Annotated in this window: 9 protein-coding genes; 2 read left to right on the top strand and 7 right to left on the bottom strand. The window is 72.7% G+C overall.

The window, feature by feature from the left end; all coding sequences use genetic code 11:
• Window positions 1-39: 39 nt before the first annotated feature.
• On the top strand, window positions 40-1269 hold the full coding sequence (locus tag CCN51_RS13935; RefSeq protein WP_014173591.1) for an alginate lyase family protein: 1230 nt from the start codon (window positions 40-42) through the stop codon (window positions 1267-1269).
• A 180-nt stretch (window positions 1270-1449) separates the two neighbouring features.
• On the opposite strand, the gene CCN51_RS13940 is transcribed toward CCN51_RS13935, so the two are convergent.
• From CCN51_RS13940 to CCN51_RS13960, 5 genes are all read right to left on the bottom strand, one after another.
• Entirely contained in the window at window positions 1450-4014 is a 2565-nt protein-coding gene (locus CCN51_RS13940) for a SpoIIE family protein phosphatase (RefSeq protein WP_014173590.1), read from the bottom strand.
• 234 nt (window positions 4015-4248) lie between these two features.
• The gene (locus CCN51_RS13945; protein ID WP_014173589.1) at window positions 4249-5073 is read right to left on the bottom strand and encodes an ATP-grasp domain-containing protein; all 825 of its coding nucleotides are present in this window, start codon (window positions 5071-5073) and stop codon (window positions 4249-4251) included.
• Complete coding sequence (locus CCN51_RS13950; RefSeq protein ID WP_043486139.1) at window positions 5070-5978, bottom strand: ATP-grasp domain-containing protein; 909 nt, start codon at window positions 5976-5978, stop codon at window positions 5070-5072. Before CCN51_RS13950 ends, CCN51_RS13945 begins: the two co-directional genes overlap by 4 nt.
• Window positions 5979-6089: 111 nt before the next feature.
• Window positions 6090-6944 carry an ABC transporter permease gene (locus tag CCN51_RS13955; RefSeq protein WP_405385156.1) on the bottom strand — a complete coding sequence of 285 codons (855 nt, stop codon included), beginning with the start codon at window positions 6942-6944 and terminating at the stop codon, window positions 6090-6092.
• Window positions 6945-6949: 5 nt separating this feature from the next.
• On the bottom strand, window positions 6950-9661 hold the full coding sequence (locus tag CCN51_RS13960; protein WP_014173586.1) for an alpha/beta fold hydrolase: 2712 nt from the start codon (window positions 9659-9661) through the stop codon (window positions 6950-6952).
• Between the two features lie 260 nt (window positions 9662-9921).
• Between CCN51_RS13960 and CCN51_RS13965 the strand changes: the two genes are divergently transcribed.
• Complete coding sequence (locus CCN51_RS13965) at window positions 9922-10200, top strand: hypothetical protein (protein ID WP_043486134.1); 279 nt, start codon at window positions 9922-9924, stop codon at window positions 10198-10200.
• Window positions 10201-10282: 82 nt separating this feature from the next.
• On the opposite strand, the gene CCN51_RS13970 is transcribed toward CCN51_RS13965, so the two are convergent.
• Both CCN51_RS13970 and CCN51_RS13975 read right to left on the bottom strand, forming a co-directional pair.
• Window positions 10283-11491 (bottom strand): class I SAM-dependent methyltransferase, encoded by a 1209-nt coding sequence (locus CCN51_RS13970; protein ID WP_014173584.1) that lies wholly within the window; start codon window positions 11489-11491, stop codon window positions 10283-10285.
• A partial coding sequence (locus CCN51_RS13975; protein ID WP_281262462.1) for a glycosyltransferase occupies window positions 11488-11926 on the bottom strand: 439 nt, incomplete at its 5' end. The genes CCN51_RS13975 and CCN51_RS13970, both read right to left, overlap by 4 nt.

Consider the following 11926-nt stretch of genomic DNA (forward strand, 5'->3'; position numbering starts at 1 on the left):
CCCCACGACCACCCCCCCCACGATGGGAGTGACTTCTCGATGAGCCGCGAGAACACACACAAGCTCAGCCGCCGCGGAGTGCTGAAGGCCGCCGGAGGGCTCGCCCTCGCGGGCGCCGCGGGCGGTATCACCACCGCCGTCACCGCGGGCTCCGCCGGCGCCGCCCCGGCCACCTTCACCCACCCGGGCATGCTGCACGCCTACGGCGAGCTCAACCGGGCCAAGGTACGGGTGGCCGCGGGGAACGACCCGTGGCTGTCCGGCTGGAACCGACTGATCGCCAACTCGCACGCCCAGTCGGGCTGGAAGGCCAACCCGCAGGCCACCATCGTCCGCGGCGGCACCGGCGAGAACTACGGCATCCTCTACAACGACATCCACGCCGCCTACCAGAACGCCCTGCGCTGGAAGATCGCCGGGACCACCGCCCACGGCGACACCGCCCGCGACATCCTCAACGCCTGGTCCGCCACGCTCACCACGGTCACCGGAAACGCCGACCGGTTCCTGGCCGCCGGGATCTACGGCTACCAGTTCGCCAACGCCGCCGAGCTGATGCGGGGCTACTCCGGCTTCGACCTCGACCGGTTCAAGAGGATGATGCTCAACGTCTTCTACCCGCTGAACAACCAGTTCCTCACCGGTCACAACGACGCCTGTATCACCAACTACTGGGCCAACTGGGACCTGTGCAACATGAACTCGATCCTGGCCATCGGCATCCTGTGCGATGACGGGGCCAAGTACGACCAGGCCGTCAACTACTTCAAGAACGGCGCGGGCAACGGATCGATCAAGCACGCCGTCCCGTTCCTGTACGACAGCCAGGGCCTCGCCCAGTGGCAGGAGTCCGGCCGCGACCAGGGCCACACCATGATGGGCATGGGCCAGATGGGCGCCTTCTGCGAGATGGCCTGGTCCCAGGGCGAGGACCTGTACGGCTACGACAGCAACCGCTTCATGAAGGCCGCCCAGTACGTCGCCAAGTACAACCTCGGCCAGGACGTCCCCTTCACCACCTACACCTGGGGCACCGGCCAGAACTGCGCCCAGCAGTCCCACACCGTGATCTCCTCCGCGAGCCGCGGCCAGCTCCGGCCGGTGTGGGACATCCTGCACTACCACTACGCCAGGCGCCGGGGCCTGTCCGTGCCGTACATCACGGCCATGGCGGAGAAGGTCCGCCCCGAGGGCGGCGGTGGAGACTACGGCTCCACGAGCGGTGGCTTCGACCAGCTGGGCTTCGGCACCCTGCTGTACGCCAAGTAAAGCGGTACGACGGTCTTCGTTCGACGCCGGTCATCCCGAGGCCCCGCAGTTGTTACAGCTCCAACCGCCGCTGGGGCCCTGGATGACCGGCGCTCCGCACTGACTGCAGTTCACAACGGCCCCCCTGTCTCAACTTCTACCCATGAAGACGCCGTAACCCTGCCTGAGGCTGCTCGCATTTCAGGCGGAGAACGAAAGGGCACCGTTCTCACGGCTCGGCGGGAGGCTCTGCTCGGCCCAGATGACCTTGCCGTGCGGGGTCTGCCGGGTGCCCCAGCGCTGGGTGAGCTGGGCGACGAGCAGCAGCCCGCGCCCGCCCTCGTCGAAACTGCGGGCCCGGCGCATATGCGGGGCGGTGCTGCTGGCGTCGGAGACCTCGCAGATCAGCCCGGCGTCATGGATCAGCCGCAGCTGGATGGGGCTGCTGGCGTGCCGGATGGCGTTGGTGACCAGCTCGCTCACCACGAGCTCGGTGGTGAAGATCGCCTCCTCCAGCCCCCAGGCCGTCAGCTGCCGGGAGGTCCACCGGCGCGCCTCGGCGACGGTCGCCGCGGTGGCCGGCACATCCCGGGTGGCCACGCTGCCGGCGTCCAGGGTGCGGGTCCGGGCGATCAGCAGGGCGATGTCGTCAGTGCCCCGCTCCGGGGTGAGGACGTCCAGTACGGACTGGCACATCTGCTCGGCCGACTCGGCCGGCCCGGCCAGCGCCCGGCACAGCAGCGCCAGCCCCTCGTCGGGGTCGCGGGCGGCAGACCGCAGCAGCCCGTCCGTGTACAGCACGAGCATGCTGTCCTCCGGGAGCTCCAGATCGACGGTCTCGAACGGCAGGCCCCCCACGCCCAGCGGCGGCCCCGGGGGCACCCGCGGCAGCGTGACCACACCGCCGGGGGCGACCACGACGGGCGCGGGATGGCCGGCGCTGGCAAAGGAGGCCGTGCGGGTGATCGGGTCGTACACCCCGTACAGGCAGGTGGCGCCCAGCTCGCCGGTGCTCTCCTTCCGCTCCTCGGCCACGAGATCGCCCGTCTGGTGGCGCAGCTCGGTATCGCCGGTGTGGAATTCCTCCTCGTCCAGGCGGAGCACCAGATCGTCCAGGTGGGTGAGCAGCTCGTCCGGGGGCAGACCGATGTCGGCGAGCGTACGAACCGCGGTCCGCAGCCGCCCCATGGTCGCCACGGCGTGCACCCCGTGCCCCACGACATCGCCCACGACCAGGGCGATCCGGGCCCCCGAGAGCCTGATGACGTCGAACCAGTCGCCCCCGACCCCCGCCGCGGTGCGCGCCGGAAGGTAGCGGGAGGCGATCGACGCGGCCACCTGCCGCATCCCCGTGCGCGGCAGCATGCTGCGCTGGATGGCCAGCGAGACGGCGCGCTCACGCGTGTAGTGGCGGGCGTTGTCCACGCACACCGCGGCCCGCGCCGTGATCTCCTCGGCCAGCAGCAGATCGTCGTCGTCGAACGGATCCCGCGTCCGGTGGCGGTAGAACATCGCCACCCCCAGCGTGGTGCCCCGGGCGATCAGCGGCACCGTCATCACCGAGTGGATCCCGTACCGGCGCACCGACTCGCCACGGCGGGGGACCTCCTGGGTCCAGCGCCGGATCTCCTCGTCCCCGGTCGAGTGCCGCACACCGCGGCCCGCCGCCAGGGCCTGCGCGGGAGGCGAGTACTCCGGCCAGGAATCCGCGCCTCCGGCCACCAGCGATGCCTCCGGGCAGCCCTCCAGAACGGACTGCTGCGCGATACGGCGGAAGTCCACGGCCCGGCTCGCCGGGCTCACCATCGGCTCCTGCCCGTGGTAGATCGCGTCCAGCAGATCGACGGTGACGAAGTCGGCGAACCGGTCGACCGCCACATCCGCCAGCTCCTGCGCCGTCCGGCTCACGTCCAAGGTGGTGCCGATCCGGACGCTGGCCTCGTTGACGATCGTCAGCCGGCGGCGGGCCCGGTGCTGCTCGCTGTAGTCGAAAACCACCGCCGACAGGCCCCGCACCACGCCGACCGCGTCCTTCACGGGGATCAGATAGACGGCCCAGGCGGGCTTGCTCGGCTCATCGGACAAGGGGTCGAAGCCCTCGTGGCGGATTGCTTCTCCGGTGCGGATGACCTGCTCCTGGAGCCGGTCGAGCTCCTGGACGATGGGCCGGGGGTCCATCTCGCGCAGGCGCAGCCCGCGCATCTGAGCCACCGACCGGCCCATGAGACGGGTCATGGCCACGTTCGCGCCCACCAGCCGCGCCTGGGTGTTGTAGACCGCCACGGGAATCGGCATCTGGGCCAGCGTCCAGTTCTCCAGCAGCCGCTCCTCCTCGGACAGCTGCTCCTCGGACCGCCCCGGATCGCCGGGCTCCGGGCCGGGCCGGGCCTCCGCTGCCGTACCCGCCACCACGAGCCAGCGGATCCCGCCGCGGGCGTCGGTCAGCGGATGTGCCTGGACCGCCAGCTGTACGCGGTGCCCGCCCCGGTGCCTGGCCTTGATCAGGCCGCTCCAGCCGTCGCCCGGCTGCGCGCGCAGATACCTCCGGGCCGAGGCGGGGAGATCCCCGGCGAGGAGGTCCCGCGCCGGATGCCCCAGCATGTCGCCGGGCTGATACCCGAGCAGCCGCGCCGCATCGGGCCCCCAGGCCGTGACGTACCCGCGGGCATCGACCTCGATCGCCGCCGAGAGCGGTGCGGCCCGCTGATGCCCGAATTCCTCGGCCCCGCCGTGGGACCTCGTGGATTCGTCCTTGCGCATCGGCATCTGCCTCGCCGGGCCGTGTCCGAATGCCCGGGCCCGGGGCCCGGACGCCACGGCCCCTCTCCAGGATCATCCCCGGGCCCGGGCCCGCTCAATCGGCCCCGGGCCGTGGTCCGGGCCGGGATCCGTGGACGGTCGTCCGGGCCGGGATCCGCCCGCGATGGCTCGGCCATCCGCGATGGCTCAGCTGTCCTGGACGCCTCAGCCGTCCGGGGCGGCTCAGCTGTCCGGGGCGGCTCAGCTGTCCGGGAGGGCGCCCCGCTCGGCGGTGCGCAGCGCCAGCTCGGCCAGCGCCTCGGGGGCCCCGGCCTGGCCGCGTATCCCCGGAAAGGCGTTGATGTCCACGATCAGCGGCGCCCCGCCGCCCGCGTCGATCACATCCACGCCGTACACCCGCAGTCCGAAGACCGAGCCGACCCGCAGCGCCAGCCGCGCCCAGCCGTCCGGCAGATCCCCCGGCGCCAGCGACCGCGCCGGGCCGCGGTCGGGGTCCGCCAGCTCCGACCGGCGTACGGCCGCGAAGACCCTGCCCCCGATCACCCACAGCTTGTGGTCCCAGCCGCTGTTCTCGGTGAACGGCTGCACCACCACCGGCTCGCCCGACCAGATACCGCACAGGGCGCGCAGCCCGGCGGCGTCGTCGACCCGGGCCACCAGGTCGTGCCGTCGGCTGTGCCGGCTCTTGATCACCACCGGATATATGAGCTCTTCGCCGCTGAGCCGGGCGAGGGCCGGTACGGTCCGGGTGTGCGCGAAGGGCAGCCCGGCCCGGAGCGCCAGGTCGGCCATCGCCGTCCGGTCCTGGCACAGCTCGGTCGGCCCCACCGCGTTCAGCACCGGAGCGCCACGCTCCTCGAGGTAGCGGGCCAGGCCGAGCGCGCAGGGCATGTGCGCCTTCAGCAGATAGACATCGGCGAGCGCCCCGAAGGAGTCCGGATCTTCCGGTGCGCCGTCCCAGCCGCCCGGATCCACCGCCACCACCCGATGCCGGGGCGTCAGCAGCGCGGTCGTGGCGGCCAGCAGCGGATGCTCGGGCTCCCGGGTGATCAGACCGATCCTCATCGGCTCTCGCCGGTCCTCGCGGGGACCTGTTCCGCCACCCGTGCCCGCGCCAGGGCGGGCACCATGGCCGTCGCCCCCGCACCCGCCCCGTTCGGGCCCCGGCGGGCCAGCTCCAGGACGGCCCGCCCCACCCGTGCCGCCGCGTCCGGCACCTGACGGAAGCTCGGGAAGTCGTTCACATCGACGATCACCGGGCCGTCCGGGCCCAGCAGCACATCCACGCCGTACAGATCCAGGCCGTAGACCGCCCCGGCCTCGGCGACGATCCGGCCCACCTCGGCGGACAGCGCCACCCGCCGCTCGCGCACCGGCTCCTCGGGGTGCAGCGGCGAGCTCCGCTCGGTCGCGTACAGCTCACCGCCCACGCAGTACACCTTGAGGTCGACCCCGGAGTTGGCCACATAGGGCTGGGCTATCAGCATCCCTTCCCCCGCCAGCTCCGCCCGCAGCCCGGCCAGCCGGTCGGGGGAGGACACCAGCCGCACCGCCCGCCCCGAGCTGCCGTCGGCGGGCTTGACCACCAGCGGGAACTCCGCCTCCGGTATCTCCGCCAGCGACTCGGGCCGGGCGGCCGCGTAGGTCCGCGGCATCGGCAGCCCCCGGGCGGTGCCGATCGCCGCCGCCAGCACCTTGTCCCGCACCCCGCGGATCGACCGGGCGTCATTGACCGTCGTCAGCCCCACGGCCGCCGCGGCCTCAAGCAACGTCAGGCCCGGGCCCCCGGAGACCGTTTTGAGCACCCAGGCGTCATGGCTGCCCGTCCCGACCGCGTCCGACACGCTCACCAACGAGCTCCCCGGCCACACCACGTCCACCCGGTGTCCCCAGGCGGTGAGCTGTCGGATCACCTCCAACGGCATGCCGTCGTAGCGGTAGTGCTCCTCCACCAGAAAGCAGAGCCTCATGGACCTTCCCTGTCACGCCGGACGTTCGCCGACCCGTCCGGCGCGCCACAACGTCTCAGCATGTCATGGCGCGCCGGAGCACTCGCGGGCGGGAATGGAACCGGCCGTGCGTCAGGAGACGATGTCCTTGCGGCTGAACCCGCGGAAGGCCAGCGCGATCAGCACCACGGCGTATGCGACGGACACCGATACGCCCTGCACCATGCCGCTCCACTCCGCATGCGGCTGGAGCGCGTCGAGCCAGGCGAACTGCCAGTGCGCGGGCAGGAAGTCGCGCCAGGAGCCGAGCGCGGTGACCGCGTCCAGGACATTGCCCACGATGGTCAGCCCGACCGCCCCGCCGACCGCGCCCAGCGGGGCGTCGGTGACGGTGGAGAGCCAGAACGCCAGCGCCGCGGTGACCAGTTGGGACAGGAAGATATACGCGACCACGACGGCGAGCCGGCCCAGCGCCTCACCCGTGGCCAGCGACCCGCCCGTGGGGAGCCGCAGCGGCTCCCAGCCGTACGCCACCGTCCCCACCACCAACGCCACCAGCGGCAGCAGCACGATCGCGGCCGCGCTGAACCCCAGCGCCACGGCGAGCTTGCTCAGCAGCAGCCGGGTCCTGGGTACGGGCGCGGCCAGCAGATAGCGCAGCGAGGACCAGTTGGCCTCGGCCGCGACGGTGTCCCCGCAGAACAGCGCCACCGGCACGACCAGCAGGAAGGCGGCCGAGACAAACAGCGCAGTCGCGGTGAAGTTGGCCCCGGAGGCCGTCGCGGTGACCATCAGCGTGGTCCGGTTCTCGCGCCCTTCCGGGGTGCCGCCCAGCGCGAAGGCCGCGACGAGTACGAGCGGCAGCGCGGCCAGCACCGTCGCCATCACCATGGTCCGGCGCCGGCGCAGCTGCCGGACCGCCTCGACCCGCAGGGGCAGGGTACGGCCCGGACGGTGGCCGGGCGCCGCCTCCACCAGAGAACTCATGGAACTCATGAGACCTCTCCTCCGATCAGGGTCAAGAACGCGTCTTCCAGGCGCCGGTTGGGCCCGAAGCTGGTCACCGGGATCTCCAGCCGCATCAGCTCCGTGAGCAGCTGCGCGGGGCCGGTGCCGTCGAGGTGCACCAGCAGTCCGTCGCTGGTACGCGCCGCGGAGGCGACCCCCGGCAGCGCGCCCACCTTCTCCACCAGGGCGTCGCTCAGCTCGCCCTCGTGGCCGACCAGCAGACTGCTGCCGGTGCCGGCGATCTCCTCGACCGGGCCCGCCTCGACGAGCCGGCCGCGGTCCATGACCACCAGATGGGTGCAGGACTGCTCGACCTCCGCGAGCAGATGGCTGGAGACGATCACGGTGCGGCCTTCCGCCGCGTACCGGATCATCACCTCGCGCATCTCGCGGATCTGCGGCGGGTCGAGCCCGTTGGTCGGCTCGTCCAGGATCAGCAGATCGGGCAGGCCCAGCATGGCCTGGGCGATGGCCAGCCGCTGGCGCATGCCCTGGGAGTACGTGCGCACCGCGCGCTCCAGCGCGTCGCCGAGCCCCGCGATCTCCAGCGCCTCGTCCAGATGGGCGTCCTCGGCCGGGCGGCCGGTGGCCCGCCAGTACAGCTCCAGGTTGGCCCGGCCGGTCAGATGCGGCAGAAAACCCGCCCCTTCGACGAAGGCGCCCACGCGGGAGAGCACCGAGGCGCCGGGCCTGATGGCGTGTCCGAACACGCGGATCTCACCGCTGTCGGGGGCGATCAGCCCCATCAGCATCCGCAAAGTGGTGGTCTTGCCCGCGCCATTGGGCCCGAGCAGCCCGAGGACCTGCCCCTTCTCCACGGTGAACGAGAGGTCCTTGACCGCGTACCGGTCGACCGACTTCGCGTACCGCTTGCTCAGCCCCGTGATGCGCAGCGGCACCTCGGCCAGTTCGGGGTCGGGCGCCGGGGCGGCCGTGCGCCGCCTGCCGGTCAGCAGCAGGGCCGCCGCCACCACGACGGCCACCAGCGGCAGCCCCCACACCCACCAGGCCAGCGAGGCGGGCTGGGTGCGTACGTCCGGCGCGGTGGGTACCGTCAGGCCGCCGTCCGCGAGGGAGACGGTGTACGTGGCGGGCTCGGCAGGCGAGGCGTAGCCGAGGTCGGTCGCGGCCAGTACCAGCCGCAGCCGGTGGCCCGGCTCCACCTCGTGGTCGACGGCGGGCAGCCGCAGTTCGACGGTCCGGCCCCGCTCGGCGCCGGTGACCCGCACGGGGGAGACCAACTGCGCGGGCAGCACCTGCGCTCCGTCGGGCCCCACGTCGTACACCTTGGCGAACAGCACCGCGTCGGGCGCGTCCGCCTTCACCCGTACCTTGACCGTGGGCGAGCCGGTGATGCGCAGCGATTGGCGCAGCGGCGCCGAGTCGAAACGGGCGTACTGCCCGGGGAAGTCGAGGGAGACCCCGACACCCAGGGACGAGGCTTGGGAGAGACCCGCGATACCGGGCACCGAGGAGACGCCCGACGGCCCGCCGCCGGGCGGGTTGGCGAACGACTGCTCGCCGCCGCTCAGCCGCACGCTCTGCCCGTGGCCAGTGAGCCCCGGATAGCTGTCGCCCGTCGCACCGCGCAGCAGGGCGGCGCCGTCGGTGGAGTCGAACCCGCCGGTGCGGGTGATCCGGAAGGCCGGCCCGGTGTCGGTGCCCTTGTCGCCCTTGAGATAGCGGTCGAACCACGCCCGGGTACGGGACGTGATGCGCTTGGTCTCCAGGTCGCCCCCGTCGTGTCCGCCCGCGAGCCAGTCGACGGCGACCGGCGCCCCGTTGGCCTTGATGGCCTTGGCCATCGCGTCCGACTGGTCGAGCGGGAAGAGCGAGTCGGTCTGGCCTTGGAGGATCAGCGTCGGGACCTTGATCCGGTCGGCCACGGCGGACGGGCTGCGGGCCTCCAGCATCCGGCGGGCGGCGTCGTCCGGCTTACCGGACACGGCGACCCGCTCGTACATCGCGCACAGCCGCGCCTCGAACCGGCCGCAGCCCTGGCCGCTCCGGTCCTTCCGGCCTGCCTGGCCTCCCTGGTTTTCCTGGCCTCCGGGCGCCTGGCCGGCGGTGGGGTCCGCCGAGCCGGTGGTGAAGAAGATGCCTGTCCACAGGCTCTTGAAGACACCCTTGGGGAAGAGCGAGTCGGCCAGGTTCCAGTAGGTGATGGCTGGGGCGATGGCGTCGACGCGGCGGTCGTACCCGGCGGCGAGCAGCGAGGCCGCCCCGCCGTACGAGGCGCCCGCCACCCCCACCCGGGGATCGCCGGCCGAGTCGAGCCGTACCTCGGGCCGCTTGGCCAGCCAGTCGATCAGCCGCTGGACATCGGCGCCCTCGTGGGCCGGGTCGTTCAGCCCGATCTTCCCCGTGGACGCGCCGAAGCCGCGCGCCGACCAGGTCAGTACGGCGTATCCGTCGCGGGCCAGCCCCTCGGCCTGTGACCGCAGATCGTCCTTGCTGCCCCCGAAGCCATGGGCGAGCAGCACCGCGGGCCTGCGGCCGGAGCCCGCGGTGAAGTACGAGGTGTCGATGCGGGCACCCGGCATGTCCAGCACCCGGTCCTCGCGGTGGACGGAGGGGCGACCATCGGACGAAGCGGCCACGGCCGCCCAGGTGCCCGCACCCGCGAGCACGGCGACCGCGGCTGCCGCCGACACCACCAGCCGTCGGCCGCGCAGCCGGGCTTTTCGCAGAATCATGTCTGCACCCTAAGCGGGCCTCGGGGACAGGGCAGCTGACACCAGGTGGATTCCGGGCCCCTCCCCGGGGAGTATCCTGCCCGTTTTGGGTACGCCTCCCGCGGTACGGCGCTGCCGCCCGGCGGACGCTGCGAACGTGGCCTGCGGGACCTGGCGGCCACCCCGTTCAAACCGGCCTTGGCCAGGGGCTTTTGTCGGTGCCTGGCAGTAGAATAGAGGGGTCAAGAACAAGGGTCCCCGACCTCCTTTGGAGGAAGCCGATGGCCGCTGCCGCCACACCTCTTCCGGACCTGCCGAGCTATGCGACCCTCCCGACAAAACGAGTGCCCGCCGGACGTCCGCGCGAGTGGTACGAGACCCACCACCGCCGGCTGAAGGCCATGCGCCTGGCCATCGCCCTGCTCAACTCCGGGGTGTACCGCCCCGAGCAGGCGCCCAACCGCAAGATACGCACCACCGCCACCCGGATCGGGGTGCGCCCGCCCTCCAACACCACCTGCCGCATGGTGCGGTCCCTCATCCGCTACGAGCAGCGCTGACGCCGCGCCCCGCCGCGCCGTTGTCTTCGTCCACTGCTCCACGGCGCGGCGGGTCCGCTCGGTTGAGGCTTCCCAGGCCCGGTCAGTCGCGCCGGGCGACCACCCGGTAGGCGTTGGACAGATGGCGCCGGCCGGCCAGCGGCCTGATCAGGAAGTGGTCCAGCGCGGCGGTCACCAGCAGGGCGGGGACGCCCGCCAGCACGATCGCCGTACGCAGCAGCCGCCGGGCCCGCCCCGGCGGCTGCGCCAGCCAGGGCTGGTCCTCGGGCGGGGCGACGGCGTTCAGCAGCAGCCATACCGCGCCGACCAGATCGACCGGGTCGTGCGGCCCGGCGTGCTCCTCGGCGACGACGGTGAAGCCGAGCCCGGACAGCTCCTTGCGCAGATTGGCCACGGGCACGAAGTGGAGGTGCTGCGGCTGCAGCCACGGCAGCCACCAGCGGCCCAGCAGCCGGGAGAAGCGGCTCTCCGGATCGGGCACATCGATCAGCAGATGTCCGCCCGGGCGCAGTGCGTGCCGCGCCGCGCGCAGCTCCCCGCGGGGGTCCGTACTGTGCTCCAGATAGTGGAACATGCTCACCACGTCGTACCCGTCGGCCAGTTCCGTCACCCGCTCGACGAAGCCGCCCCGGATGCCCCGCGTCACCCGGCCCGCCCGCTCGGCCAGCTCCACCCCGGCGCTCAGGTCAAGCCCGTCGAAGAGGGTGCCGGGGAAGACCGATCGGGCCGCCTCGCAGAAGTGGCCGTGCCCGGTGCCGACGTCCAGCCAGTTCCCCGGGGCCTCGGCGAAGGGCCGCAGCGACTCCGCACGCCTGACGTACCTCTTCCGGCGCCCGGCGAAGAGACCGCCCATGTCCTTCTCGCCCAGGCCGTCGTAGAAGTCCCGGTAGTAGAACTCCAGGCCCTCGCCGCTCAGCCGCGGATTCTGGAACACATGGCCGCAGTCCCGGCACCGATCCAGCCGGAAGCCGCCCGGCTTGTGCTGGAAGAGGTCGGTGGTGCGCAGCCGCTCCTCCAGCCGGGCCGAGCCGCACCACGGGCAGTCGGCCCGGGGCGGCTCGAAGAACCGGTCGGTGCCGCGCGCGAAGTCGTCCGCGTAGCGGGGGCGCAGCGCGGCGACGGCCGCGGCGCGGTCGCCCTTCTTCGGGGTTCGGTTCGCCTCCGGCGCGCTCAAGCCGGTGCCGACAGGTTCGCGCCCCTTCGGCTCTCCCTCAGCTACCGCCGGACGTTGCTCCTGACCTGGGCCGGGGGCGGGGCCGGGCGCGGTGGGTGGTTCGACGCCGCTGCTCATCTCTCCTCCAATGAGGGCTGCGAAGGTGGCCGGGTGGCGGCCTGCGCTGCCAGCCGTTCGAGGTGGCCGGCGGCCGCGGTGGCGCCGCCGGCCGCGCGGAAGGACGCCCTGATGCGCTCGGCCGCCGCCCGATGGCCCGGTTCGTACAGGACGGCGTCCAGGGCCTCGCCAAGACCGGCCGCCGTGACCCGGCCGAACCGCACCCGTACGCCCGCCCCCGCGGCCACCACCTGCCCCGCGACCACGGGCTGGTCGTCGCGGATGGGCGCCACGACCAGCGGTACGCCGTGCCACAGCGCCTCGCACACGGTGTTGTGCCCGGCGTGGCACACGACGGCCGCGACCCGCGCCAGCAGCGGCAGCTGAGGGACCCCGCGCACCACCAGCACGTCGTCGTCCAGCGGCGTGCCGGGCCCGGTGTCCAGTCCGCCCGCG

Source organism: Streptomyces milbemycinicus, from assembly GCF_002154605.1.
Classification (GTDB): Bacteria; Actinomycetota; Actinomycetes; order Streptomycetales; family Streptomycetaceae; genus Streptomyces; species Streptomyces milbemycinicus.

Coding starts and splice junctions, on each gene's coding strand:
- CCN51_RS13935 (WP_014173591.1), top strand. CDS start 40: ATGAGCCGCGAGAACACACACAAGCTCAGCCGCCGCGGAGTGCTGAAG.
- CCN51_RS13940 (WP_014173590.1), bottom strand. CDS start 4,014: ATGCCGATGCGCAAGGACGAATCCACGAGGTCCCACGGCGGGGCCGAG.
- CCN51_RS13945 (WP_014173589.1), bottom strand. CDS start 5,073: ATGAGGATCGGTCTGATCACCCGGGAGCCCGAGCATCCGCTGCTGGCC.
- CCN51_RS13950 (WP_043486139.1), bottom strand. CDS start 5,978: ATGAGGCTCTGCTTTCTGGTGGAGGAGCACTACCGCTACGACGGCATG.
- CCN51_RS13955 (WP_405385156.1), bottom strand. CDS start 6,944: ATGAGTTCTCTGGTGGAGGCGGCGCCCGGCCACCGTCCGGGCCGTACC.
- CCN51_RS13960 (WP_014173586.1), bottom strand. CDS start 9,661: ATGATTCTGCGAAAAGCCCGGCTGCGCGGCCGACGGCTGGTGGTGTCG.
- CCN51_RS13965 (WP_043486134.1), top strand. CDS start 9,922: ATGGCCGCTGCCGCCACACCTCTTCCGGACCTGCCGAGCTATGCGACC.
- CCN51_RS13970 (WP_014173584.1), bottom strand. CDS start 11,491: ATGAGCAGCGGCGTCGAACCACCCACCGCGCCCGGCCCCGCCCCCGGC.